General features: G+C 72.7%; 25 protein-coding genes. 12 read left to right on the plus strand and 13 right to left on the minus strand.

Features of this window, described 5'->3' with window-relative positions; translation table 11 throughout:
* Positions 1–9: 9 nt before the first annotated feature.
* Together ASG95_RS12660 and ASG95_RS12665 are read right to left on the minus strand one after the other, a co-directional pair.
* Positions 10–1014: a hypothetical protein gene (locus tag ASG95_RS12660; RefSeq protein WP_056920731.1), complete on the minus strand. Its 1005-nt coding sequence runs from the start codon at positions 1012–1014 to the stop codon at positions 10–12.
* Positions 1011–1577 carry an RNA polymerase sigma factor gene (locus ASG95_RS12665; RefSeq protein WP_162257486.1) on the minus strand — a complete coding sequence of 189 codons (567 nt, stop codon included), beginning with the start codon at positions 1575–1577 and terminating at the stop codon, positions 1011–1013. The genes ASG95_RS12660 and ASG95_RS12665 overlap by 4 nt, the downstream gene beginning before the upstream one ends.
* A gap of 207 nt (positions 1578–1784) precedes the next feature.
* Here ASG95_RS12665 and ASG95_RS21360 point away from each other — a divergent pair, with 207 nt between their 5' ends.
* Positions 1785–1934 carry a hypothetical protein gene (locus ASG95_RS21360; protein WP_157582025.1) on the plus strand — a complete coding sequence of 50 codons (150 nt, stop codon included), beginning with the start codon at positions 1785–1787 and terminating at the stop codon, positions 1932–1934.
* Between the two features lie 39 nt (positions 1935–1973).
* On the opposite strand, the gene ASG95_RS12670 is transcribed toward ASG95_RS21360, so the two are convergent.
* The 3 genes from ASG95_RS12670 to ASG95_RS12680 are packed head-to-tail and all read right to left on the minus strand — an operon-like array spanning position 1974 to position 5967.
* Entirely contained in the window at positions 1974–3224 is a 1251-nt protein-coding gene (locus ASG95_RS12670; RefSeq protein WP_056920730.1) for a trans-acting enoyl reductase family protein, read from the minus strand.
* Positions 3221–4606: a GH1 family beta-glucosidase gene (locus ASG95_RS12675; protein ID WP_057377699.1), complete on the minus strand. Its 1386-nt coding sequence runs from the start codon at positions 4604–4606 to the stop codon at positions 3221–3223. The genes ASG95_RS12670 and ASG95_RS12675 overlap by 4 nt, the downstream gene beginning before the upstream one ends.
* The gene (locus ASG95_RS12680) at positions 4603–5967 is read right to left on the minus strand and encodes a dipeptidase (RefSeq protein WP_057377700.1); all 1365 of its coding nucleotides are present in this window, start codon (positions 5965–5967) and stop codon (positions 4603–4605) included. The genes ASG95_RS12675 and ASG95_RS12680 overlap by 4 nt, the downstream gene beginning before the upstream one ends.
* A gap of 249 nt (positions 5968–6216) precedes the next feature.
* Between ASG95_RS12680 and ASG95_RS12685 the strand changes: the two genes are divergently transcribed.
* Positions 6217–6798, plus strand: coding sequence for a DUF3043 domain-containing protein (locus ASG95_RS12685; protein WP_057377701.1), 582 nt, complete (start codon positions 6217–6219; stop codon positions 6796–6798).
* 19 nt (positions 6799–6817) lie between these two features.
* Here ASG95_RS12685 and ASG95_RS12690 read toward each other — a convergent pair whose 3' ends face one another.
* On the minus strand, positions 6818–7033 hold the full coding sequence (locus ASG95_RS12690) for a hypothetical protein (RefSeq protein WP_056920726.1): 216 nt from the start codon (positions 7031–7033) through the stop codon (positions 6818–6820).
* Between the two features lie 23 nt (positions 7034–7056).
* Between ASG95_RS12690 and ASG95_RS12695 the strand changes: the two genes are divergently transcribed.
* Positions 7057–8757: an ATP-binding cassette domain-containing protein gene (locus tag ASG95_RS12695; protein WP_057377702.1), complete on the plus strand. Its 1701-nt coding sequence runs from the start codon at positions 7057–7059 to the stop codon at positions 8755–8757.
* Positions 8758–8763: 6 nt separating this feature from the next.
* Here ASG95_RS12695 and ASG95_RS12700 read toward each other — a convergent pair whose 3' ends face one another.
* The 3 genes from ASG95_RS12700 to gcvT are packed head-to-tail and all read right to left on the minus strand — an operon-like array spanning position 8764 to position 11327.
* Positions 8764–9627: an LLM class flavin-dependent oxidoreductase gene (locus ASG95_RS12700; protein ID WP_057377703.1), complete on the minus strand. Its 864-nt coding sequence runs from the start codon at positions 9625–9627 to the stop codon at positions 8764–8766.
* Positions 9628–9663: 36 nt separating this feature from the next.
* Positions 9664–10170, minus strand: a complete 507-nt coding sequence (locus ASG95_RS12705; protein WP_057377704.1) for an OsmC family protein — start codon at positions 10168–10170, stop codon at positions 9664–9666.
* 50 nt (positions 10171–10220) lie between these two features.
* Positions 10221–11327, minus strand: a complete 1107-nt coding sequence (gcvT, locus tag ASG95_RS12710) for a glycine cleavage system aminomethyltransferase GcvT (protein ID WP_057377705.1) — start codon at positions 11325–11327, stop codon at positions 10221–10223.
* Between the two features lie 93 nt (positions 11328–11420).
* Here gcvT and ASG95_RS12715 point away from each other — a divergent pair, with 93 nt between their 5' ends.
* Positions 11421–12923 carry a leucyl aminopeptidase gene (locus ASG95_RS12715; protein ID WP_057377706.1) on the plus strand — a complete coding sequence of 501 codons (1503 nt, stop codon included), beginning with the start codon at positions 11421–11423 and terminating at the stop codon, positions 12921–12923.
* A 172-nt stretch (positions 12924–13095) separates the two neighbouring features.
* Here the strand turns inward: ASG95_RS12715 and ASG95_RS12720 are convergent, their stop codons facing one another.
* A complete protein-coding gene (locus ASG95_RS12720) occupies positions 13096–13317 on the minus strand; it encodes a DUF5302 domain-containing protein (protein ID WP_057377707.1) in 222 nt (73 codons plus the stop codon).
* Between the two features lie 120 nt (positions 13318–13437).
* Positions 13438–13773: a hypothetical protein gene (locus tag ASG95_RS12725; protein WP_056920719.1), complete on the minus strand. Its 336-nt coding sequence runs from the start codon at positions 13771–13773 to the stop codon at positions 13438–13440.
* A 226-nt stretch (positions 13774–13999) separates the two neighbouring features.
* Here ASG95_RS12725 and lpdA point away from each other — a divergent pair, with 226 nt between their 5' ends.
* From lpdA to ASG95_RS12740, 3 genes are all read left to right on the plus strand, one after another.
* Positions 14000–15391 (plus strand): dihydrolipoyl dehydrogenase, encoded by a 1392-nt coding sequence (gene lpdA, locus ASG95_RS12730; protein ID WP_056920718.1) that lies wholly within the window; start codon positions 14000–14002, stop codon positions 15389–15391.
* A gap of 112 nt (positions 15392–15503) precedes the next feature.
* Entirely contained in the window at positions 15504–17459 is a 1956-nt protein-coding gene (sucB, locus tag ASG95_RS12735; RefSeq protein ID WP_057377708.1) for a 2-oxoglutarate dehydrogenase, E2 component, dihydrolipoamide succinyltransferase, read from the plus strand.
* Positions 17460–17485: 26 nt separating this feature from the next.
* Positions 17486–18412, plus strand: a complete 927-nt coding sequence (locus tag ASG95_RS12740; RefSeq protein ID WP_056920716.1) for a TIGR01777 family oxidoreductase — start codon at positions 17486–17488, stop codon at positions 18410–18412.
* On the opposite strand, the gene ASG95_RS12745 is transcribed toward ASG95_RS12740, so the two are convergent.
* On the minus strand, positions 18409–20016 hold the full coding sequence (locus ASG95_RS12745; protein WP_057377709.1) for a serine/threonine-protein kinase: 1608 nt from the start codon (positions 20014–20016) through the stop codon (positions 18409–18411). The genes ASG95_RS12740 and ASG95_RS12745 overlap by 4 nt on opposite strands.
* A gap of 69 nt (positions 20017–20085) precedes the next feature.
* Here ASG95_RS12745 and ASG95_RS12750 point away from each other — a divergent pair, with 69 nt between their 5' ends.
* The 5 genes from ASG95_RS12750 (at position 20086) to ASG95_RS12770 (ending at position 24185) form a co-directional block, all read left to right on the plus strand.
* Positions 20086–20817, plus strand: coding sequence for a peptidase E (locus ASG95_RS12750; RefSeq protein WP_057377710.1), 732 nt, complete (start codon positions 20086–20088; stop codon positions 20815–20817).
* Positions 20814–21479, plus strand: coding sequence for a lipoyl(octanoyl) transferase LipB (lipB, locus tag ASG95_RS12755; protein WP_255358350.1), 666 nt, complete (start codon positions 20814–20816; stop codon positions 21477–21479). Before ASG95_RS12750 ends, lipB begins: the two co-directional genes overlap by 4 nt.
* Positions 21472–22170 (plus strand): YitT family protein, encoded by a 699-nt coding sequence (locus tag ASG95_RS12760; protein ID WP_057377712.1) that lies wholly within the window; start codon positions 21472–21474, stop codon positions 22168–22170. The genes lipB and ASG95_RS12760 overlap by 8 nt, the downstream gene beginning before the upstream one ends.
* A 223-nt stretch (positions 22171–22393) precedes the next feature.
* Positions 22394–23431: a lipoyl synthase gene (lipA, locus tag ASG95_RS12765; protein ID WP_056920711.1), complete on the plus strand. Its 1038-nt coding sequence runs from the start codon at positions 22394–22396 to the stop codon at positions 23429–23431.
* Positions 23432–23450: 19 nt separating this feature from the next.
* Positions 23451–24185, plus strand: a complete 735-nt coding sequence (locus ASG95_RS12770; RefSeq protein ID WP_056920710.1) for a DUF4191 domain-containing protein — start codon at positions 23451–23453, stop codon at positions 24183–24185.
* 53 nt (positions 24186–24238) lie between these two features.
* Here ASG95_RS12770 and ASG95_RS12775 read toward each other — a convergent pair whose 3' ends face one another.
* Complete coding sequence (locus tag ASG95_RS12775; protein ID WP_056920709.1) at positions 24239–25264, minus strand: LacI family DNA-binding transcriptional regulator; 1026 nt, start codon at positions 25262–25264, stop codon at positions 24239–24241.
* Between the last annotated feature and the right edge of the window lie 14 nt (positions 25265–25278).

Raw genomic sequence — 25278 nt, forward strand, 5'->3', positions numbered from 1 at the left:
CGGTCCGGGTCAGTTGAGCCGCAGCCAGGTCTGCGTGCTCCCGGTCGGGAAGCAGCCGTCCGGTCCGCTCGTCGTCGTGAGCGTCGCGGTCCTGGACACCACCTTCGTGAAGACGGGCGCACACCCGTCGCCGGTGCCCGATCCGGGAACCGGTCGCACCGAGCCGTCCGAGCCGACCGTGAGCAGACCACGCAGGTCGGGGTCGACCGCGCCGTCGCCGTCGTCGTCGAGGACGTAGGTGAGCGCGGCGCCCGACTCCACCTGCCCCACGGCCAGCACCTGCTCGGTCGCCTCGTTGACCCAGGTGCCCTCGAGCTGCGACGTGACCGTCACGGTGCGGGCGGCCTCGGTGGGGAACCTCGGCTCGAGGGCGCCAGCCGCCGCAGAGCGCGGCGACACCCGCTCCAGGTGCAGGACCCATTGCTCTCCGGTCGTACACCCGGGGGTGAGAGTGGCAGCGTCCGGACCGTCGACGTGGATGCGTAGCTTGTCGCACTCGTCCTGCGAGCCGGCCTTGGTGGTCTGGGCCCAGGTGTAGAGGTCGCCCTCTCGGGTGCCGAGGGTCCTGGGAGCGCCGTCGCCTCGCGCGGTCTGTGCGCCACGCAGGTAGGCAACCGGTGTGTCGGTGTTGAAGACCCGGCCATCCGCGCTGAACTCCCAGAGCCACTCGCTGTCCGGCTGGTTCTGCCAGAGCCCGACCAGCTCGGGCGGGACCAGCGGCCAGGTCGGCGCCGGTGCGGGTGCCGGCACCGCCGGGGCCGTCTGCTCGTGGTTGACCTGCCACAGCGCCGCCCCACCCAGGACCAGCGCCGCCACGGCTGCCGCAGCCACTCCCCATTCCCAGCGACCTCGGCGGGCAACCTTGCCCTCCGACGGCCTCGTCTCCAACAGTGTCATGAGCTCGCCCTCCAGTCGGTCCATGTCGTCCTCGGTCACCAGCAGTCCGTCGGTCGCACGGTGCAGCGCCGAACGGGTCCTTGCCTCCATCGCGGTCACGTCGTCCACGTCGCTCACGGCGCCACCTCCAAGCGGTCGTGCAGGGTGGCCAGCGCCCGGCTGGCGTGCTTCTTGACCGAGCCCACGGACACCTCGAGCAGGTCGGCGGTCTGGCGTTCGGTCAGGTCGAGGTAGTAGCGGCAGACCACCACCTCGCGTTGGCGCTGCGGGAGCTCGCGCACCACGGCAGCGAGTCGCACCGACTCGTCGTGGGCGATGGCTGCCCCGTCCGCGCCCGGCAACGTGGCGACCTCGGGGGTCAGCGGCTCGGTCGCGCGGACGGTGCGGGCCCGGCTGCGGTGCACCGACCGGCACCGGTTGACCAGCGCGACCCGCAGGTAGGGCAGCGCGACCGACCGGTCCCGCAGGGTGTCCCAGTTGCGGTACAGCGAGACGAAGGCGTCCTGGACGGCCTCCTCCGCCGCGCCCCGGTCACCGGTGAGGCAGTAGCCCAACCGGACCAGGCTCACTCCGTGGGCCCGGAACAGCAGCGGCACCGCGACGTCGCGCCCGACGGCGGACGCGTTCGACCCCGAGGGAAGGATCTCCCCCGGGCCGGCGTCGCGCAGGATTGGGGTCACACCCTGAGAGTCGCACCGAGCGGCGGAATGGTTGACACCTTCGCCCGGCTGATTTTCAGGGACTGCGAACCCGGTGGCCCGGCTGCCCAGGGTGGTGGCCGGCACGCCCCGGCGAGGACTAGTCCTCCTGAGGGAGTCCAAACGCAGGCGAGCCTGCCCATACTGGGTGATCTGCAGGGATCCGCGCCCCACGCAGGAGGATCGGCCATGCTCACGATGTCACGCAGCGACTCCCCCGGGGTCGTCGTCTGCGACGCCATCGCACCGTATGGTGTGGCGATCCGCGGTCGCGATGCCTGCATCCCGACGTGCTCGGTCTGTCCGAGCGGCGGAGAGGTGTGGCGGGTCTCGCTGTAGGCAGCCGCACCCGCCGTGGGCGGGCTGACCCGACCGAGTTCAGGGGCGGTCGGGCAGCTCGTCCACGGTCATCGTGAAGTCCCGCGCGCGGAGCCGGTCGACCAGCGCGTCACCCATGGCGGTCGACGGGGTGAGCACGCCCGCGGCGGCTGGCAGCGACGGACCGTCGAGGGCCAGGCACAGCGCGGACTCACCGAGCATGACGGCTGTGGCGGCATACCCGGGGTCGCCCTGGGCGGCCACGGTGGCGAGGTAGCGGCGGCCGGTCTCCGTGGTGGTCCGGATCTTCATCGCGAACCACCCCGACGACCGGGCCTGCTCGCTCGGTCCCTCGCCGGGCGAAGGGGCGAGGCGGTCGACGATCGGCCGGGTGCGGGGGTGGGCCAGACCGGCGTAGGCCAGGCCCAGCAGCCCCGTGAAGACGGTGGCCCGGCGGCGGCCACGCAACCCCTTGCCGTACGCGCTCACCTCGCGGTAGCGGAACCGACGGCCGTAGGCGTGGTCGCGAAGGGCGTTGCTACGACGCACGATCCGGGTGTTGAAGCCGGCCATGATGAACGGCCCGACCCAGTCGCCCGTCTCTGCGTCCACGAAGACCGCGCTCGCGTCGCGCTCCTTGCCCAGGTCGGGCTCGGCGGCCCGGTCGGGGCTGAGGGCGTAGGCGTCGAAGATGACCTTGCGCAGCGACCTGTCGGCCGCCACCGCCTCGAGCTGGGCCCGGGAGGAGTCGATCGTGCCGCCGCTCAGGCCGCCCTTCGACTTGGCGTGCAGGGTCGTGTCGAGCAGGGCGCCAGCGCCATCGGCGACCGCACGCTGGTGCAGCAGGTGCACCCCGAGGTCGGACGGGATCGAGTCGTAGCCACAGGCCGTGACGATGCGCGCGCCGGTCTCCTGCGCGCGGGCGTCGACGGCGTCGATCGCGCGGCGGACGAACAGCACCTCACCGGTGAGGTCGGCGTAGTGGGTGCCTGCGTCGGCGCACGCCTCGACCAGCGGCAGGCCGTAGCGCAGGTAGGGGCCGACGGTCGACGCGACCGCGGTCGTCGACTCCGCCATGGCGCGCAGCGAGGCGGGGTCAGCGGCGTCAGCCACGACCAGTGGCCAGTCGCGGGCCGCGGCCGGCAGCCCCGACCGCACCTCCTCGAGCCGGCGCTCGGAGCGCCCGGCCAGGGCGATGCGGGTGCCCGCGGGTGCGTGCTCCGCGAGGTAGGCGGCGACCAGGCGCCCGACGAAGCCGGTGGCCCCGAAGACGACGACGTCGTGGGTGCGGGTGGTGGTGCTGGGGCTCATGACTGCGTTCCGTTCGCTCGGGTGTGCGCGATGAGGTCGCGGTACCAGTGGTAGGAGTCCTTGGGGGTGCGGACCTGGGTCCGGTAGTCGACGTGGACCAGCCCGAACCGCTCGGCGTAGCCCGCCGCCCACTCGAAGTTGTCGGTCGCCGACCAGGCGAAGTAGCCGCGCACGTCGGCGCCGTCGCGGATCTCGTCGGCCAGTGCCCGCAGGTGGGCGTCGTGGTAGGCGATCCGTCGCGGGTCGCGCACCCGACCGTCGACGGGGTCGTCGTCGTGGAACGAGCAGCCGCTCTCGGTCACGTACAGCGGCGGCAGCTGCGCGGCATACCGGTCGCGGAAGGTACGCACGATCTGGGCCAGGCCGTCCGGGACGATCGGCCAGTCGAAGTCGGTGCGCTCGTAGCCCTCGATGCGACGGGCCTCGAACGGCAGCCCCGGCGGCAGCTCGGCGCCGTCGAGCTGGGAGCCGTCGGGCGCCAGCCCTGGCGCACCGATGCGCGCGGGGTTGTAGTAGTTGATCCCGAACCAGTCGAGGGGCTGGGCGATGGTGGGGAGGTCGCCGTCGCGGTAGGTCGGGAAGCCCTGCTCGGTGCCCTCGACGGGGTAGCGGCCGAGCAGCACCGGGTCGGCGAACATCCAGTTCCAGAGGTTGTCGTAGAACTGGGCCGCCTCCACGTCCTGCGGCTCCGGCGAGGCCGGCCACACCGGGGCGTGGTTGCTCGCGATGCCGATCTCGCGGCAGCCGGCCGCGCGCAGCGCCTGCGTCGCGAGCCCGTGCCCGAGGAGCAGGTGGTGCACGACCGGCAGCGCCTCGAACCCGAGCGAGCGGCCCGGCGCGTGGTTGCCGATCGCGTAGCCCAGCATGGTGACGACGTTGGGCTCGTTGAGCGGCATCCACCGCGCCACCCGGTCACCGAGCCGCTCACCGACGATCCCTGCGTATGCCGCGAAGTGCTCGGTGATCTCGCGACCGGTCCATCCCCCGCGGTCCTCGAGGGACTGCGGGGTGTCCCAGTGGAAGAGCGTGGCCGTCGGCTCGATGCCGGCGTCGAGCAGCTCGTCGACCAGGCGGTCGTAGAAGTCCAGCCCGGCGGCGTTCACCGCACCGGCACCAGTGGGCAGGATGCGCGGCCACGAGATCGAGAACCGGTAGCTGTCGACGCCGAGGACCTTGAGCAGCTCCACGTCCTCGCGGTAGTGGTGGTAGTGGTCGCAGGCGACGGCTCCGCTCTCCCCACCCGCGATCGCTCCGGGCTTGTCGCAGAAGGTGTCCCAGACCGAGCGACCGCGGCCATCCTCGTTGACGGCGCCCTCGACCTGGTAGGCCGCGGAGGCGACCCCGAAGGTGAAGTCCCGGGGCAGGACGGGGAACTCGGTCACCGGGGCATGGCCCCCAGCCGGGCCAGGAGGACGGCCTCGGCCACACAGACCTTCTCGAACTCCCCGAGGTGCAGCGACTCGTTGGCGCCGTGGGCCCGCGTGTCGGGGTCCTCGACGCCGGTCACGAGGATCGCCGCCTCGGGGAACTTCGCTGCGAACGAGGCGACGAACGGGATGGACCCGCCGACGCCGATGTCGACGGGCACGACGCCCCAGGCGTCGGTGAAGGCGGCCCGCGCCTGGTCGTAGACCGGGCCGTCGGCGTGTGCGTCGAACCCCGCGCCCTGGTCGTCGAGGTGCACCTCGACCCGGGCGCCCCACGGGGTGTTCGCCTCGATGTGGCGCTGCACCGCGGCATACGCCTCGAGGGGGACCTCGTCGGGCGCGAGGCGGATGGAGACCTTCGCGCTGGCACTCGGCACCAGGGTGTTCGACGACTTCGCGACGGACGGCGCGTCGATGCCGATGACGGTGGCGGTCGGCTTCGCCCAGATCCGGTCGAGCAGGCTGCCGGTGCCGATGACCTCGACACCGTCGAGCAGCCCCGACTCCTCACGCAGGCGGGCCTCGTCGAAGTCGAGGTCGCTCGCCGTGCCCGACTTCAGCCCGGCGATGGCGACGTCGCCGGCGTCGTCGTGGAGGCTGGCGAGGATCCGCACCAGAGGGGTCAGGGCATCGGGGACGGCGCCGCCGAACATGCCCGAGTGCACCCCGTGGTCGAGGGTCGTCACGGTCACGACGACGCGGATCAGGCCACGCAGGGTGGTCGTGAGCGCGGGCTCGCCGATGGCCCAGTTGGTCGAGTCGGCCAGCACGATGGCATCGGCGCGCAGCTTCTCGCCGTGCTTCTCCAGCAGGGTCGGCAGCGAGTCGGAGCCGATCTCCTCCTCGCCCTCGACGAAGACGGTGACGCCGACCGGCAGGGCCCCGGCGTGGGCCCGCAGCGCGGCGAGGTGGGCCATGATCCCGGCCTTGTCGTCGGCGGCGCCCCGGCCGTAGAGCCGGCCGTCGCGCTCGGTCGGCTCGAAGGGCGGGCTGTCCCAGTCCTGGTCGTCGCCGGGCGGCTGCACGTCGTGGTGGGCGTAGAGCAGCACGGTCGGCGCACCCTCGGGTCCGTCGACGTGCCCGATGACGGCCGGGCGGCCCCCCTCGCGGACGATCTCGACGTCGAGCCCCTCGGCCCGCAGGAGCGCGGCGGTCGCCTCGGCGCTGGACTCCACGTGGGCCTGGTCGAACGCATCGAGGCTCACGCTCGGGATGCGGGTGAGCTCCTCGAGGTCCGTGCGCAGGCCCGGCATGAGGCCGGCAACGGTGTCCCTGAGGGCGGAGATCTGGTCGTCGGTCAGCACGTCGTCAGTCACGGTCGGGAGCCTAACGGGTGGCTCCGACCCGCCCTCCCCCGTGCAGCTTTATCGGGTTTAGCAAGAAGGTTGACCCTCGCACGGGTACCGAAGTCGAGCGAAGCTCAAGGTTCCTGCCAGACCCGATAAAGCTGAGGCGTGGGTGGCGAGTGGATTCACGTGGCCGACGGTGCGACCTTGCGCTGGGTGCCCTGACCCCCCGCTGGCACGGATTCAAGGGAACCTGCTCCGACGGCATACAGTGAGCCTGTGTTTGGACGCAACAAGACCCTGAACGAGCAGCAGGCCGAGACGGTCGCGACTGCCCCCCGTGAGGGCGCCAAGAACCGGCCCACGCCCAAGCGCAAGGACCGGGAGGCCGCGAACCGGCGTCCCCTGGTCGTGACCGACCGCAAGGCGGCTCGCGGCGTCGACCGCGACAAGCGTCGTGAGGCCCAGCTGAAGCAGCGCGCGGCCATGGTGACCGGCGACGACGCCCACCTGCCGGCTCGCGACAAGGGACCGGTGCGGCGCTACATCCGCGACTACGTGGATGCCCGGTGGAACCTCGGCGAGTTCATGCTGCCGGTGATGATCGTCGTGCTGGCCCTGTCGTTCATCCGCGTCCCGGCCGTGTTCGCGGCCGTGTCGATCGGCGTCTACGGCCTCCTGCTGGCCGCCGCGGTCGACGGCTTCCTGATGTGGCGGCGGCTCAAGGCCAAGCTCGTCGCCAAGTTCGGCGAGGACAAGGTCGGTCGCGGGCTCGCCATGTACGCGGCGATGCGCGGCTTCCAGCTGCGTCGCTCGCGGATGCCGCGGCCGCTCGTCAAGCGCGGCGACTTCCCCTCCTGACGGCCGGCTGGTGGGTCTGCTACTCCGCGGCCCGCAGGCTCATCGGTCCGTAGACCTGGCGACCCTCGTGGAACAGCGTGACGGCGTCCACCCCGAGCTCGGTCAGGTCGTGCCACGACTCGCCGAACCAGTTCTCGGCGTCGGACTGCGACGGGAACGCCGTCGTCACCAGCCCTTCGCCGCTCAGCTCCGCACCATCGGCGTCGAGGTAGGTCCACGTCCACGCATCGCTCATCCCCCCACTCTAGGGTTCGCACCGTGATCGAGTTCGAGGGCGTGACCCTCGCGTATGCCGCGCAGCCGGTCCTGCGCGACGTCACCTTCGGGGTCCCCGAGGGTGAGCTGCTGCTCGTGGTCGGCCCGACCGGGTCGGGCAAGTCCTCACTCCTGCGGTGCCTCGACGCCGGCCTGGCCCGCGACCCCGACCAGGCGTCCGCCCGCCTCGCCGGCCGGGTGCTGGTCGACGGGGTCGACCTGCACGCCGCCGACCCGGACGGTCCTCGGCCGCTCGTCGGCCTGGTGCCCCAGGACCCCGCCGGCGCCCTCGGCGCCGGGACGGTGGAGTCCGTCATCGCCGCGGGAGTGCGCGCTCGGGACGCCGATGCCCACGCCGGTCAGCGCCAGGTGGAGGAGACCCTGGACCTGCTCGGCATCGCCGACCTGAGGTCGCGACCGGTCGCCGACCTGTCCGGGGGCCAGCAGCAGCGGGTGGCGATCGCAGTGGCCCTCGTCGCGGGACCTCGGGTGCTGGTGCTCGACGAGCCCACCTCGGCCCTGGACCCGGTCGCCGCGGAGGACGTGCTGGCGATCCTGCACCGCCTGGTGCACGACGTCGGCACCACCGTGGTGGTGGCCGAGCACCGGCTCGAGCGCGTCGTGCACCACGCCGATGCCGTGCTGCTGGTGGAGTCCGGGCGGGTGCGCGGACCGCTCGACCCGGCTGCGGCCATGGCGGACTCGCCCCTCCGCCCGCCCGTGGTCGAGCTCGGGCTCCGGCTGGGCTGGCACCGGCTCGCCCTGTCCGTGCGCGAGGCCCGGCGGTCGGCCCGCACCCTCAGGTCCACGCTCGACCTCTCCGCTGCGGCACCGGCCCCCCACACCGGCGCGGCGACCCGCGCGGTGGCCGGCTCGGCCCTCCGCGCGGCGACCGGCGCTGCGACGACCGGCGCGGCGACGACCGCGTCCTCAACCCCCTCGGCTCGCACCACCACCGCAGCCACCCCCGCCCCACTCGTCGACGCGCGGCGGCTCAGCGTCGTACGCGACACCGTCATCGCGCTGCGCACGGTCGACCTGCGCGTCGAGCCCGGCGAGGTCGTCGCGCTGATGGGTCGCAACGGCTCCGGCAAGTCCACCCTTCTCGCCACCCTCGACCGTTCGCTGTCGCCGACGTCCGGTCGGATGGTCGCGACCGAGCCCGCTGCCCTGGCACCCCAGGACCCAGAGGACCTCCTGGCCGACGCGACCGTGTCGAAGCAGCTGGCGGCGCACGACACCGCCCAGGGCCTGGCGTCAGGGACGACCCGCGCCGTGCTCGACCGGCTCGCGCCCGGCCTCGACGGCCTCCGCGGGCACCGCACGGCTGACCTGTCGGAGGGGCAGCGGATGTCCGTCGCCCTGAGCCTGGTCCTCGCCCGCGGCACCGCGCTGCTCCTGCTCGACGAGCCCACCCGTGGTCTCGACTACGCCGCCAAGGACCGCCTCACCACGATCCTCGCCGAGCGGGCCGCCGCGGGCTGCGCCGTGGTGGTCGCCACCCACGACGTGGAGCTCGCGGCCGAGGTCGCCACCCGGGTCGTGCTCCTCGCCGAGGGTGAGGTCATCGCGGACGGACCTGCGCGGCAGGTGCTGGCCGACTCCCCCGCGTTCGCACCGCAGGTGGCCAAGGTGATGCACCCGTTGCCCTTCCTGCGCGTCACCGACGTCCTGGCCGCGGTTGAGGCGCACGCCTCCCGGTGACGGCCCCTAGACCGGTGGGCCGGCCTGGACCCGGCGCCGGATCTCGGCCAGCCCGTCGGCGCCCGGCTCCACGCTCCACCAGCTCTCGACCCACCAGGTCGCGCCGATGCCCGCCCACTGCGCCGGGGTGCCCGCCGACTTCACGAACTCACCGGTGCTGTCGCCCTCGATGACGACGTCGTAGCCGTCCCAGGACAGACCCGACTCCTCGCGCAGGCCGCGCAGGACGCCCAGCGCCTCGCCGACCGAGCCGAGGGTGAGGTGCGGGCTGCCCGGCTTCGCGTCGGGCACCGCGACCGTCGGCAGGACGCCCTGCCACCGGGCTGCGCGCTCCAGCGAGGGCTGCCGCTCCCGGCCCGGGAGGTAGGCCCCGACCACCCACACCGGTGGGTGCGGGCGCTGGGGCGAGGGCGGCGGCGTCGGTGGGGCGTCGGCCCCCTCCGGCCCCACCGGGTAGTAGGTGCCGTCGAACGTGAACGGCGCACCCGAGAGCAACCCGCGGTAGACGGTCAGCGACTCGTCGAGCTTGCGGGCCCGCACGGCGCGGCCCTCGTCGGGCTCGAACCGGGTCCAGCCCGAGTGCAGCGCGCCGAGCCCGACCGACATCACGACGCGTCCGCCGCTGAGCCGGTCCACGGAGCCGGCCATCGAGGCGAGGTCCCAGGGCCGGTGCCGTGAGGCCGGGGTCAGGAGGGTGCCGAGCCGGATGCGGGAGGTCTGCACCGCCGCTGCGGCCAGGGTCACCCAGGCGTGCTCGCCGTAGAGGCTCTCCCAGGTGAAGATGGCGTCCCAGCCGTGCTGCTCCCCGAGAACTGCCACCTCCGCGAACTCGCGCGAATCGGCGAACGGGACCACGAAGCCGTACTTCATGCTCCGAACGTAGGGGCAGGCACCGACAGCCGGTCGTCAGCCGGGAGCGACCTCGATGCGCGGCTCGACGACGACCTCGGTGGTCAGTGAGTTGGCGATGTAGCACTGCTCGTGGGCCTCGTGCAGCATCCGCTCGACGGTCGCGGTGTCGACCGGTCCCGCGTGGGGGCCCGCGGGTCCGTGCGGCGCCACCCGGACCCGCGGCCGGAGCACGATGCGGGTGATCCGTTGCGGCACCAGGTCGTCGGGCATCTCACCGGTTGCGTCGTCCTCGTAGGAGACCACGTCCACACCCCCTCGGGCGGCCACCGCGAGGAAGGACAACAGCTGGCACGAGGACGCCGCCAGCACCAGCAGCTGCTCGGGGTTGGGCAGGTCGGCGTCACCGCGGAAGTGCGGGTCGGCACTCAGGTCGAAACCTTCGGTCGCCGGTGGCGTCCACGCCGTGTGGGCCCGCGGGTACGCGCGGTAGCCCGCGCCGGTCGAGCCGCTCCACTCCACCCGTGCGAGGTAGGTGTGGCCGCGGAAGTCCGCACCCGGCATACCCACTCCTCCTGCTGTCTCGAGTCCCCGGCGGGTGGCGCTCGCGGCGCTCAGGCCTCGCGGACGTCGACCTCGACGAACGGCGGCTTCACGACGGTCGCGGCGACCTCGCGCCCACGCACGTCGATGACGACCTCGTCGCCGGCGGCGACCGACGGTGCCAGCAGCGCGAGGGCGATGCCGTTCTTGAGGGTGGGGCTGAACGTGCCGGAGGTGACCTCACCCACGACCTCGTCGCCGACCTTCACGGCACAGTGCGCGCGGGGGATCCCTCGACCCGTGGCCAGCAGGCCCCAGGCGACCCGCGAAGGACCGGCGGCCTTCTCGGCGACCAGCGCGTCCTTGCCCCAGAACGACTCCTTCTTCCAGCCGACCGCCCAGCCGACCCGCGCCTGCACCGGGGTGATGTCGACGGAGAGCTCGTTGCCGTGCAGCGCGTAGCCCATCTCGGTGCGCAGGGTGTCGCGCGCGCCGAGACCACAGGGCAGCCCGCCGAACGGCGCGGCGGCCTCGAGGAGGGCGTCCCACAGCTGGGCCGACACCTCCCAGGCCGGCACCAGCTCGTAGCCGCGCTCCCCGGTGTAGCCGGTGCGACAGACGATGACGGGGTGGCCGTTCCAGTCGGTCTCGACGAAGGACATGTACTCGTGCCCGGTCGGCAGGCCCAGCGCGTCGAGCACCTCGTCGCTCTTGGTGCCCTGGACGGCGATGACGCCGTAGCGCTCGTGCAGGTTCTCTACCGTCAGGCCCTGGGGTGCGGCAGCGGCGAGCAGCTCGACGACCTGGGCGGTGTTGGCCGCGTTGGGGATGAGGAAGACGTCCTCGTCACTGCGCAGGTAGGCGATCAGGTCGTCGACGACGCCGCCGGACTCGGTGCAGCACAAGGTGTACTGCGCCTTGCCCTCGTGGATCCGGCCGAGGTCGTTGGCCAGGCAGGAGTTCACGAAGTCGCGCGCGCCGGGCCCCGAGACCCGCGCCTTGCCGAGGTGGGAGACGTCGAAGATGCCGACGGACGAACGCACTGCCGTGTGCTCACGGACGACACCGCCACCGGGGTACTCGATCGGCATCTCCCACCCGCCGAAGTCGGCCATCTTGGCGCCAAGGGCCACGTGCCGGTCGTGCAGGGGCGAGGTCTTGAGGGCTGCGTCGCTCATGCGTCGAACGCTACCGCCCCCGGCCGTCGGCTCCACCAGCACGGCTATCCTGCGCTTGCAGGTGCCACCGCCCCCAGCCCGAAGGATGACTACGTGACCACCGTCAACGTGTCCGACCGCCCCGCCCACGACCTCAAGGCGGACGCCCTCGTCCTCGCCACGGTCGAGACCGCCGGCAAGGCCGCCCTGGCCGCCGGCCACGGTCTGCCGCGGGGAGCCGCGACCCACGTCGCCGCCCAGCTCGCCGCACTGCAGGCGACCGGCTCCGCCGAGGAGGTCCTGACCATCGCCGGGGTGCCCGGTGTGGCCGCGGCACGCGTGGTCCTGACCGGGCTCGGCAAGGGCACGTCCCGCACCACCTCCTTCGACCACGAGGTATTGCGTCGCGCCGCCGGTGCCGCCGTGCGCTCGCTCAAGAACGCCGCCCGCGTCGCGCTCGCCCTCCCGACCACCGGTGCCGAGTCCGTCGCCGCCGTGGCCGAGGGTGCCGCCCTCGGCGCCTACCGGTATGCCGGTGTGCGGGGTCCCAGCGCCAAGGCCGGCAAGGGCGTCACCGCCGTCACCGTCCTCACCTCCGACGCCCGCCTGAAGCCGGTCAAGGCCGCCGCCACCCGCGCCGCGGTCCTCGCCGACGCGAAGGCCTACGCCCGCGACCTGGTCAACACCCCGCCGAACAAGCTCTTCCCCCAGTCGTTCGCCGACTCGGTCAAGGCGCGCAACAGCGCGGCCAGCGCCAAGGTCACCATCAAGGTGCTCGACGAGGTGGCCCTCGAGAAGGGTGGCTTCGGCGGCATCCTCGGTGTCGGCCAGGGTTCGGTGAACCCGCCGCGCATGGTCACCCTCACGTGGAACCCGCCGAAGGCCAAGCGGTCCGTGGCCCTGGTCGGCAAGGGCATCACGTTCGACTCCGGCGGCCTCAACCTCAAGCCGGCCACCGGCATGCTCACGATGAAGTCCGACATGGCCGGCGCTGCTGCCGTCGCCGCGACCGTGTTCGCCGCCGCCGAGCTCGGGCTTCCGGTCAAGGTCACCGGCTACCTCTGCCTCGCCGAGAACATGCCGAGCGGCACCGCCCAGCGCCCGAGCGACGTCGTGACGATGCGCAACGGCACGACCGTCGAGATCCTGGACACCGATGCCGAGGGCCGGATGGTCCTCGGTGACGGCATCTGCCTCGCCGGCGAGGGCAAGCCCGACGCGATCGTCGACATCGCCACCCTCACGGGCGCGCAGATGGTCGCCCTGGGCGCTCGCGTCGCCGGCATCATGGCCAACGACGACGCCTTCCGCGACCGCGTGCGCGCCGCCGCAGACGTGGCCGGCGAGGCCTCCTGGCCGATGCCGCTGCCGACCGACCTGCGCAGCCAGCTCGACTCCGGTGTCGCCGACCTCGCCCACAAGGGCGAGCGCTGGGGCGGGATGCTGACCGCCGGCCTGTTCCTGCAGGAGTTCGTCACCGAGGGCACCCCGTGGGCCCACGTCGACATCGCCGGTCCGTCGTACAACGACGGGTCGGCCTGGGGGTACACCCCGAAGGGCGGCACCGGCTACGGCGTGGGCACCCTGTTGTCCCTCGTCGAGGACTACGCCGGCTGACGCGGCGACACCCGCCCCGCCCACTTCGGGCCACCGGTGTCGCACCGGGACTGCGTCATGGCGGTTTCGTGCGGCACCAGCGGCCAGAAGTGCTCAGCAGCAACGCCAGAAGGGCCCGTCCGATCCGGACGGGCCCCTCTGGCAGATATATCTCGACGGCTGGGTGGGCGGCTCAGCCACCGCTCTGGCGACGGAACATCTGCTGCGTCGCGTTCGTGGCCGCGCCCTGGGCGTGGTCGACCTTGCCGTGCTCGGAGTCGTCCGACACGTCCCGTCCCGCATGCGCCTGCTTCTTCTCGAGGGCCTCGCGGAACTTGCGCTTCACGTCCTCGCTGGGCCCCTGCCCTCCGGGCTTCTGTTCTCGAGACTTCCGCGCGTCACCGGACTTGGCCATGGTGCCTCCTGCTCCTCGCTGTCGACGAGCCGTTCGGCCCGCAGGTCTGTGTCCCCACCCTCGCACCCCGCACCGCCGGGCACCACCGCAGAACCCGGTGGGTCGGCACGCGGCATACGGTCAGGGCTTCTTGCGCTGGCGCGAGTTCCACTCGCGCATCCGGTTGGGGTAACCGGTCTGGAGCACGTCGTAGACGGGCACCTCCAGGCTGCGCGCGAGGTCGAACGCGGAGTCGCGCGAGCCGGCCGCGCGACGGGTCCACTCGCCGTCGTGGGCGATGAGGATGACGGTGGTCGCGGTGACGTTGGTGGGCGGCTCGACGTAGGCCTCGACGCCGCGACGGCTCCGCGCGAACTCCGTGAGGTGCTTGCGGACCGCCTGCTGGTCGACCGCCATGTTGGGCCCGTCGGAGGGTCCCTTGATGGAGCGCTTGCCGCCCCGCTTCCACCACGCCATGGTCCAACGATACGGGGACCGCCGCCGTGGTCCGGCACCATCGCGGCCACCGGGGTGGCGGCGACTCCCGCGCCGGCTTCCTCCGGGCGGACCAACGGCCGACCTGCTTGCGCCTCGCTGTGCAAACAGTGACAAGATGCTCTGTGTCGATCCCGGACCGGCCACGACCTGACCGCGACCCCTGGGTGACGCGCAAGTCCGATGCACACGACGCAAGGGAGCGAGCATGTCGGCTGACGCCGAGACCACCGAAGAGACCACGTATGACGTGGTGATCCTCGGAGGAGGAAGTGGCGGCTACGCATGTGCGTTCCGTGCTGCCGAGCTCGGGCTCACGGTGGCCCTCGTCGAGAAGGGCAAGCTCGGGGGCACCTGCCTGCACGTCGGGTGCATCCCGACCAAGGCGCTGCTGCACGCCGCCGAGGTCGCCGACACCGCCCGCGAGGGTGCGCAGTTCGGGGTGAAGTCGACCTTCGAGTCGATCGACATGTCGGGCGTCAACGCCTACAAGGACGGCGTGATCGCCCGCCTCTACAAGGGACTGCAGGGTCTGGCGAAGGCCCACAAGGTCGAGCTGGTCGAGGGCGCCGGACGCCTGGTCGACCGCTCCACCGTCGAGGTCGGCGGCCGACTGGTGCGCGGGCGCAACGTCGTCCTGGCCACCGGCTCCTACCCCAAGTCGCTCCCCGGCCTCGAGATCGGCGGGCGGGTGATGACGTCCGAGCAGGCCCTGGCCCTCGACTTCGTCCCGCCGCGCGTCGTAGTCCTCGGCGGTGGCGTCATCGGCGTCGAGTTCGCCTCGGTCTTCAAGTCGTTCGGCTCGGAGGTGACCATCGTCGAGGCCCTGCCGCGGCTGGTCGCGGCCGAGGACGAGGCCATCTCCAAGACCCTCGAGCGGTCCTTCCGCAAGCGCAAGATCGCCTTCAGGACCGGCGTGAAGTTCGCCGGGGCGACCCAGTCCGGTGACACCGTCTCCGTGTCCCTCGAGGACGGCAGCACCATCGAGGCCGACCTCCTGCTCGTGGCCGTCGGTCGTGGTCCGGTCACCGAGGGCCTCGGCTACGCCGAGGCCGGGGTGACCCTCGACCGGGGCTTCGTGACCACCGACGAGCGACTGCGCACCGGCGTCGACGGGGTGTATGCCGTGGGCGACATCGTGCCCGGCCTCCAGCTGGCGCACCGCGGGTTCGCGCAGGGCATCTTCGTGGCCGAGGAGATCGCGGGCCTGGCCCCGGCCGTGATCGACGAGACCGGCATCCCCCGGGTCACCTACTGCGACCCCGAGATCGCGTCGGTCGGCCTCACCGAGGCGCAGGCCGGTGAGAAGTACGGCGAGGTCGAGACCTACGAGTACAACCTCGGGGGCAACGGCAAGTCGCAGATCCTGCAGACCCAGGGCTTCGTCAAGCTGGTCCGCGAGAAGGACGGCCCCGTGGTCGGGGTCCACATGATCGGCGCCCGGATGGGCGAGCAGGTCGGCGAGGCCCAGCTGATCTACAACTGGGAGGCCCTGCCCTCCGACGTGGCGAGCCTGATCCACGCCCACCCCACCCAGAACGAGTCCCTCGGCGAGGCCCACCTGGCCCTGGCCGGCAAGCCACTCCACGCGCACGGCTGACCCGAGCGCACCGCACCACCGCACTACCGCACTGCCGCACCATCCGCACCGCAGCAGCACCCGCACCCTCGCAGCACCGCCAGCGAACACGAGTACAAGGAGAGACAGGCACATGTCTGAACGCGTGACCATGCCAGCCCTGGGTGAGTCCGTCACCGAAGGCACCGTGACGCGCTGGCTGAAGAACGTCGGCGACACCGTGGCGGTTGACGAGCCGCTCCTCGAGGTCTCGACCGACAAGGTCGACACCGAGATCCCCTCCCCCGTGGCCGGTGTGCTGCAGGAGATCCTCGCCCAGGAGGACGACACCGTCCCGGTGGGCGCCGACCTCGCCGTCATCGGCGACGCCTCCGAGGGCTCCGGGAGCGACGACCAGCCCGCTCAGCAGGAGGGCGGTCAGGACGAGCCGGCGCAGCAGGACGACAGCCAGGGCGAGCAGGACCAGCAGCAGCAGCAGTCGGAGCAGCAGGGGGAGGCTCCTGCCCCGGAGGCACCCTCGACCGACCAGGAGCCGCAGGCCGCGACGTCCGAGCCCGAGCAGGCCCAGTCCTCCGACGACCAGGGCCAGTCCGCTCCCGCGGCCGCCGACTCGGGCGCCGACTCCGGCGCCTCCGGTGGCGAGACCGTGACGATGCCGGCCCTGGGCGAGTCCGTCACCGAGGGCACCGTCACCCGGTGGCTCAAGGCCGAGGGTGACCACGTCGACGTGGACGAGCCGCTCCTCGAGGTCTCGACCGACAAGGTCGACACCGAGATCCCGTCGCCGGTCGCGGGCACGCTGACCAAGATCCTCGTCCAGGAGGACGACACCGTCCCCGTCGGTGGCGACCTGGCCGTGATCGGCGGCTCCGGTGGGGGTTCGGCCCCCGCGCAGGAGGCCCCGGCCCAGCAGGAGGCCCCCGCCCAGGAGGCCCCCGCCCAGGAGGCACCCGCCCAGGAGGCACCCACCGAGCAGCCCGCCGCCGAGCAGGCCCCCGCGCAGGAGGCGCCGGCACCGCAGGCGGCACCTGCTCCGGCCGCTCCGGCCGCTCCAGCCGCTCCGGCCGCACCAGCCGCTCCGGCTGCACCCGCCGCCAGCTCCGCTCCCGCCTCGTCCTCGGACGAGACCGATGCCTCGGCCTACGTCACGCCGCTCGTGCGCAAGCTCGCCGCGGACAACAAGGTCGACCTCGGGTCGCTCAAGGGCACCGGGGTGGGTGGCCGGATCCGCAAGCAGGACGTCCTCGACGCCGCCAAGGCAGCGCAGGAGGCTGCGGCCGCCCCGGCTGCCGCACCCGCTGCCGCGGCGCCCGCCGCTGCTCCCGCAGCGGCCACGTCGTCGTCCGCCGGCAGCGCCTCCGCCGTCTCACCGAAGCGTGGGACGACCGAGAAGATGTCGCGGCTGCGCCAGACCATCGCCAAGCGCATGGTCGAGTCGCTGCAGGTGTCCGCCCAGCTCACCACGGTGGTGGAGGTCGACGTCACCAAGATCGCCCGCCTGCGGGCCAAGGCCAAGTCCGAGTTCGAGCAGCGCGAGGGCACCAAGCTCAGCTTCCTGCCGTTCTTCGCGCTGGCTGCCGTCGAGGCGCTCAAGGCCCACCCGTCGGTCAACTCCAGCGTCGAGGGCACCGAGGTGACCTACCACGGCACCGAGAACCTCGGCGTCGCGGTCGACACCGAACGCGGCCTCCTCGTCCCCGTGATCAAGGACGCCGGCGACCTCAACATCGCCGGGCTGGCCCGCAAGATCGCCGACCTCGCCGAGCGCACCCGCACCAACAAGATCGGGCCCGACGAGCTCGGCGGCGGCACCTTCACGCTGACCAACACCGGCAGCCGCGGGGCATTGTTCGACACCCCGATCATCAACCAGCCCAACGTCGCCATCCTCGGCACCGGCGCGGTCGTCAAGCGCCCGGTCGTGGTCTCCGACGGTGACGGTGGCGAGACCATCGCGGTCCGCTCGATGGTCTACCTGGCCCTGTCGTACGACCACCGCGTCGTCGACGGAGCCGATGCGGCCCGCTTCCTCACGACGATGAAGAACCGGCTCGAGGACGGCAACTTCGACTCCGACCTCGGTCTCTGAGGAGCCGAATCCAGCAGGACCAGCTCGTGCCACAGCGCGTTGCCATCACCGGTGCGTCCGGACTGATCGGCGGCGCGCTGTCGGCGTTCCTGCGCGACCGCGGCGACGAGGTCGTCCGGCTGGTCCGTCGGGCCCCCACCGCCCCGGACGAGGTGCAGTGGGACCCCACCGCTCGCCGGCTCGACCCGGCTGACCTCGCGGGGGTCACCGCAGTGGTCCACCTGGCCGGGGCGGGCGTCGGCGACAAGCGCTGGACGCCCTCCTACCAGCAGGAGATCCTCGCCTCCCGCGTGGACGGCACCACCACCGTCGCGACCACCCTGGCGACGCTCGCCGCCGGAGGCCAGTCGGTGCGGCTGGTCAGCGCCGCCGCCGTCGGCGTCTACGGCGACCGCGGCGACGAGGTGCTCACCGAGGCGTCGGCTCCGGGCACCGGGTTCCTGAGCGAGGTCGTGCGGGCCTGGGAGGCCGCGGCCGACCCGGCCCGCGACGCCGGGCTGTCCGTGGCCCACCCGCGCACCGGCCTGGTGTTCGCACCGGACGGTGGGGCGATGGCGCGCATGCTCCCGCTGGCCAAGGTCGGGATCAACGGCCCGCTCGGCAGCGGGCATCAGTGGTGGCCGTGGATCTCGTTGCGCGACACCGTCGCCGGGCTCGCCCACCTCGTCGACCATCCCGAGCTCGAGGGACCGGTCAACCTGGTGGGACCGCACCCCGACCACCAGGTCGACATCGCTCGCGAGCTGGGGCGGCAGATCCACCGCCCAGCGCTCCTGCCGGCCCCGGCGTTCGGGATCAAGCTGGTGCTGGGTGGGTTCTCCGACGAGGTGCTGACCAGCAAGCGTGCCCTCCCGACGCGGCTGCTCGAGTCAGGGTTCGTCCACCAGGACCAGACCGTCGAGTCGGCGCTGCGCTGGGTGCTCGCGCAGCAGTCCCGGCCCGAACCGTCCTAGCCCGCGGCCACCGACACCTCCCCCACCCGCCAGCGCCCGCCGGACCAGACCAGCGCGAAGCGCAACGGCGTGCCCGGCACCGCCGCGCGCGTCGTCACCTCCCCGGTCGCCGCCACGACCCGGTATGCCGCCGTGCCCACCACCGCGTCGACCGTCGCCGCGGCCCCGTGCCGGGTGACCGTGCGGGCGTTGGTCACCTCGAAGCGCACACCCTGCCAGGACGTGCCGGACGCGGCGAGATCGGTGAGCAGCGCGGTGTCCTGCGCCAGCGCCCCCGACCCGGGCGCGTCGAGCTGGGCCACGACGGTGGTCGACCGCCTGTTCATCGCCTCGGCACGCAGGGCCGCCAACGCGACCATCAGCGCGAGCGGGTCATGGGCCGGCGCGGTGCGATCGACCACCGGGCTCGGCAGGGCCGACGAGGTCACCGGCGTGGTCCGGGTCGGGGTGGTCCGGGTCGAGGTGGTCCGCGCCGGAGTGCCTGCCGGGGTCGTCGCCGCGGGAACCGAGGCCGGACTCGTCGTGGCCGCCGCTCGCGTGCCGCCCGGGTCCGGGCTGTCGAGGCCGAGCCACGCGGGTGCGCGCAGGACTCCGGCGGCCACGAGTCCCGCGACGACCAGGACCGCCACGAGAGCGGCGAGCGTGGCGAGGGCCCCGGCCCGGCCGCGGAGCAGAGAGGCGGCCAGCTCCCGTCGCCCGCGCGCCACAGGGTCGGCCGGTGGCACCGACGGGCGCCGCAACCGCTGAGTGAGCAACGACGTCTCGTCCTTCCCGACCACGAGTCGCAGCGGCTCGCACGGCGCGGAGTCGAAGTAGGCCAGGGCCAGCTCCGCGGCTGTCGGCCGCAGGGCCGGGTCACCCAGCAACGCCTGCGTGGTCACCTCGGACCAGGCCGTCGGCAAGCCCGGCGCGACCTCGGTCAGGGGAGGGCGCAGCGCCCCGGGCGCGGGAGCGCTGCCGGTGACGCACCACCAGGCCAGTGCGCCCACGGCATACACGTCAGCGGCCGGCGTTGCGGAACCACCCTCCAGCACTTCCGGAGCGACGAAACCCGCTGTGCCCCACAGATATCCGCCCTCGCCTCCAGGCGCCTCACCGGCCAGTCGAGCGACGCCGAGGTCGGTCAGGAAGGGGCGCCCCGAGAGCTCGTGGACCACGTTGGCCGGGGTGACGTCGCCGTGCACCACCCCGAGCGCGTGCAGGCCGGCGAGCGCCCGCGCCACCGGGACCAGCACCGTGACCGACTCCCCCACGCTCAGGTGACCGCGCGCTCGCACGGCTCGCTCGAGGGAGCCACCGTCGAGGAGGTCGAGGACGAGCGCCACCGCGGGGGGCTCCACATCCAGCCCCACGGCCTCGTGGAACCCCACGAGGCCGTCGACCTCGACCCGGCCCAGCACGGCGAGCTCGCGCGCCACGGCGTGCGTCTGCTCCGGGTGGGCCACCGGCACGACCTTGACGGCGACCTGCCGCCCATCGCTCACCCGGCTGGCAGCCCAGACCGCGCCGACCGCACCACGGCCGAGCAGCTCCCCCACCACGTAGCCGGGCACCCGGGGCGAAGTCGGCGTGGTGCCATCCGGGGCGAGGGGGTCCAGGCTCACCGCGCCAGTCTGCCCAGCCTCGACGGACCATCCTGCGCGTTGTCCACAGGGCCCTCCTAGAGTCGGGCCATGCCTGCTGACCAGCCCACGATCCTGGCCACCTCCGGCGGTTACCGTCGCGCCCAGCGCACCTCGTTCGAGTTCAACGCGCTGATCCACCACGCGGTCGAGCTGTCCGGCACGACCGGGCGCCCCCGCGTGACGCACCTGCCCACGGCCAGCGGCGACCAGCGCTGGCTCGGTGACGACATGGTCGAGGCGGCTCGGGTGGCCGGCTTCGACTTCAGCAACCTCTACCTCTTCCCGATGCCCAACCTCGACGACCTCGAGGGTCACCTGCTCGAGCAGGACGTCGTGTGGGTGAACGGCGGCTCGGTCGCCAACCTGCTGGCGGTCTGGCGGGTGCACGAGCTCGACGGCGTCTTCCGCCGGGTCTGGGAGGCCGGTGTGGTCCTGGCCGGCGTCTCGGCCGGCTCGATCTGCTGGTACACCGGGGGCACGACCGACTCGTTCGGCCCCGAGCTGCGCGCCGTGACCAACGGGCTCGGCTTCCTGCCCTACGGCAACGGCGTGCACTACGACTCCGAGGCGCGACGACGCCCCTTCGTGCACCAGCTCGTCGCCGACGGCACGCTGCCGACCACCCACTGCACCGACGACGGGGTCGGCCTCGTCTACCGCGGGACCGAGCTCGTCGAGGCAGTCAGCGAGCAGGACGGCAAGGGGGCGTTCGTCGTCTCGCGGGAGGGCGACCGGGCCGTCGAGGAGCGGATCGAACCGCGCCGGCTCCGAACCCCCTGACCGCTCGGCGTACGCTGGCTCCCATGCGCTTCGAACACGTGGGATTCGCCCCCGAGCTCGTCGACTACGAGGCGGCGTGGGCGCACCAGCGCGAGGTGCACGCAGCGGTGGTCGACGGCGCGGAGGACACCGTCCTGCTGCTCGAGCACGCCGCGGTGTACACCGCTGGCAAGCGCACCGAGCCGCACCAGCGTCCCTTCGACGGCACCCCTGTCATCGACGTCGACCGGGGTGGGCTGATCACGTGGCACGGTCCCGGACAGCTCGTCGGCTACCCGATCGTCCGCCTGCACGGCGTGCCGATCGACGTGGTGGCCCACGTGCGTCGCCTCGAGGAGGTGATGATCCGCACCTGCCGCGAGTTCGACGTGGAGGTGACCCGGGTCGACGGGCGCAGCGGCGTGTGGGTGCTCGCGGACGACCGTGGCCCCGACCGCAAGCTCGGGGCGATCGGGGTGCGGGTCAGCCGCCAGGTCACCATGCACGGCTTCGCGCTCAACTGCGACGCCGACCTGTCGTGGGCCGACAACATCATCGCGTGCGGGATCGACGACGCCGGGGTCAGCTCGATCACCCGCGAGGCCGGCCGCGTGGTCACCGTCCAGGACGTGCTCCCGTATGCCGAGAAGCACCTGGGCGACGTCCTCGCCTCCGGTGCCTGACCAGCCCGCGGACGCCGGGGCCGTCGAGAGCCGGGCCGAGTCGAGGCGTCCGGTCGACGACCCGGTCGACGAGGACCCGGTCGACGAGGACCCGGCCGCGCACGCGTCGCTCACCCGACGGCTCGTCCAGCTCGTGCTCTCCTGTGCCGTCCTCGGAGTCGGCGTCGCCGTCCTCCTCGACGCCGCCCTGGGCTCCGACGGCTACTCCACGCTCATCTCGGGCCTCACCTCGACCTCGGGGCTGCCGTTCGTGGTCGTCAACCTCGGGGTCGGGATCCTGCTCATCGCGCTGGCATGGAGCCGGGGCACCCGGCCCGGGGTCGGCACCCTCGTGCAGACCGTCGTCGTGGGCGGCACCGTGAGCGCCGTCTCGCCGCTGCTGCCCACCCCGGAAGCCTTGGGGTCGAGGTTCGTCGAGCTCGCCGTCGCGTTCGTCCTGCTCGCGCTGGGGGTGGCCGGCTACCTCGCCTCGCACACCGGCGCAGGTCCGGCCGAGGGCGCCGCGATCGCCTTCGACCCACCCCTGCCGTTCAAGTGGAGCTACACCGTCCTGCAGGCGGTGGGCGCGCTCGGCGGCTGGGCCCTCGGAGCCGCCGTCGGCCCGGGCACCCTCCTCGTGTCGCTGTTCGTCGGCCCCACCGTCGACCTGCTGACCCGGGTGCTCTTCCACAGCCGCAAGGTCAGCGCCTGACCCCCCTGCCTCCCGCCCTGTTGGAAGCGAAACCTCCGGATATCCGGAAGTTTCGCTTCCAACAGGGCGGGAGGGGGGCGGGGCGGCCGGGGGGTGAGGCGCGGGAATAGTCCTCCGCGGGCAGGCGTAGTCTTGATGGACGCCCGGTGACCTCCGGGCGCACCCGTGCCCCGCGGCATACCTGCTGCTGGCGGCGCACCGAACGGAAGGCAAGGGAGTCTTCGTGACCATCGCACCCGAGGGCCGCCGACTGCTGCGCGTCGAGGCGCGCAACGCCGAGACGCCGATCGAGCGCAAGCCCGAGTGGATCCGGACGACCGCGAAGATGGGTCCGGAGTACACCAAGCTCCACTCGATGGTGAAGACCGAGGGACTGCACACGGTCTGCCAGGAAGCCGGCTGCCCCAACATCTTCGAGTGCTGGGAGGACCGGGAGGCCACCTTCCTCATCGGCGGTGACGTCTGCACCCGCCGCTGCGACTTCTGCGACATCGCCACCGGTCGCCCCGAGGCACTCGACCGCGACGAGCCCCGCCGGGTTGCCGAGTCGGTCGCCCAGATGGGGCTGCGCTACTCCACCGTGACCGGGGTCGCGCGCGACGACCAGCCCGACGGCGCCGCCTGGCTCTACGCCGAGACGATCCGCCAGATCCACGCCAAGAACCCCAACACCGGCGTCGAGATCCTGCCGCCCGACTTCGGCGCCAAGCCCGAGCTCGTGGGCCAGGTGTTCGACGCCCGGCCCGAGGTCTTCGCGCACAACCTCGAGACCGTGCCCCGCATCTTCAAGCAGATCCGTCCCGCGTTCACCTACGACAAGTCGCTCAAGGTCCTGTCCATGGCGCGCGAGGCCGAGCTCGTCACCAAGTCCAACCTCATCCTGGGCATGGGCGAGGAGGACCACGAGGTGGAGCAGGCGATCCGCGACCTGCACGACGCCGGTTGCGACATCCTCACCATCACGCAGTACCTCCGCCCCTCCAAGCTGCACCACCCGATCGACCGGTGGGTCAAGCCCGAGGAGTTCGTGCACTGGAGCGACGTCGCCCAGGAGATGGGCTTCAAGGGCGTCATGGCCGGGCCGCTGGTCCGGTCGTCCTACCGCGCCGGACGCCTGTGGGCCACGGCCATGCGCAAGTGGGGTCGCGACATCCCGGAGCACCTCCAGCACCTCGCTGACGCAGCCGGTGACCCCGCCCGCCAGGAGGCGTCGTCCCTCCTGGCCGCACGCCAGCCGGGCGTGTTGGGCGCCCCCGCCTGACACCCGTATCCTGACCCTCATGGCCCGCAAGGAAACGCAGCAGTCAGACACGCCCAAGAAGCCGGGCCGGTTCGCCCAGATCCGTCAGGTCTTCACGGCCTCGCGCAAGGCTGACCCCACGATCCCGTGGTGGATGCTGCTGGCGTTCCTCGCGGTGATCGCCGTCGGGGTGAGCATCGGCGCGCTGCTGGGCCACTGGAAGTACGCCCTGTTCCTCTCGGTGCCGGTCGGTCTGCTCGCCGCCACCCTCGTGCTGTCCCGGATGGCGGAGCGGGCGGCCTACCGCTCGCTCGAGGGCCAGCCCGGTGCGGCCGGCGCGGCGCTCGGCGCCTTGCGTCGCGGCTGGTTCTACGACCAGCAGCCGGTGGCCGTCGACGGCGCCCGCGGCACCCGCCCCGAGGACGTCGCCGGGGCGGCCTTCGTCTACCGCGCGCTGGGACGTCCCGGGATCGTGCTCATCGGCGAGGGCCCCGACGCGCGCCGCACCAAGCTGCTCACCCAGGAGCGCAAGAAGGTCGAGCGGGTCGCCCCCGGTGTGCCGGTGACCTCGGTCGTCGTCGGCGACGGCGCCGACCAGGTGCCGATCCGCAAGCTGGGCAGCAAGATCACCCGCATGAAGCCGGTCCTCACCAAGGAGGAGGTGTCGGCGGTCAACAAGCGGCTCAAGTCGCTGGGTGGCCTGCGTCCGCCGATCCCCGCGGGCATGGACCCGAACAAGGCGCGGGTCGACCGCAAGGCGATGCGCGGCCGCTGACCATCCAGCGCGACCCAAGCCCCCTGGAGGGCGCCCAGGTTGCGGAAGGGCCGCTAGCCGGAGGCGCGCTCGACCAGTGACGTGTCCAGGACCAGCTGCTCGGGGACGGACACTCCCCCGGCACTGATCTGGGCGAGCAGCATCGTCGCCATCTCGCGGCCGAGCTGCTCCATCGGCTGGTGCACCGTCGTCAGCGGAGGGTTCGCGACCGCTGCGAGCGGGCCGTCGTCGAACCCGACCAGCGCCACGTCCTGCGGCACGCTGCGGCCCGCCTCGCGCAGGACGCGCAGGGCGCCCAGCGCCATCAGGTCGCTGGCCGCGAAGACCGCGTCGATGTCAGGTCGTCGCTCCAGCAGCGCGGTCATCGCCGAGGCACCGCTGACCTCGCTGAAGTCGCCGACCTCGATCAGGGACTCGTCGACCTCCCGGCCCGCCGCGGCCAGCGCCTGGCGGTAGCCGTCGAGGCGGTCGCGACCGGCGATCATGTCCTGCGGTCCCGCGATGAGGGCGACCACCTCGCGGCCGCTCGACACCAGGTGCCGCACGGCGTCCCGCGCGCCGCCGGTGTTGTCGACGTCGACGTAGCTCATCTCCCCGGCCTGTCCGGGTCGGCCACAGAAGACGATCGGCAGGCCGCGGCCCTGGATCCGACTGGGGAGCGTGTCGGCGTCGTGGGCCGAGAGCATCAGCACCCCGTCGACGTGCTGGGGGGTGAGGTAGGTGTCGAGACGGTCGACCTGCTCACGGGTCTGCACGAGAGCGAGCACGAGCTGCCGGGACGCCTCCCCCACCACGGTGGTGATGCCGCGGACCACGCCGGCGAAGAACGGCTCCCCGAAGATCCGCTCCTCGGGCTCGCTGATCACCAGGGCGATGGCGCCGGTCCGGCGGGTCACCAGGGCGCGGGCCGCCATGTTGGGCACGTAGCCGAGCTCGTCGACCGCTCGCATCACCCTGACGCGGGTGCGCTCGGAGACCTGCGGCGACCCGTTCACCACCCGCGAGACGGTGCCGCGACCCACGCCTGCGCGGGCCGCCACCTCCTCGAGGGTCGGCTGGCCGCCGGTGCCGCTGCTCACGAGCTGTGCCTCAT

This window comes from Phycicoccus sp. Soil803 (assembly GCF_001429685.1).
GTDB lineage: Bacteria > Actinomycetota > Actinomycetes > Actinomycetales > Dermatophilaceae > Pedococcus.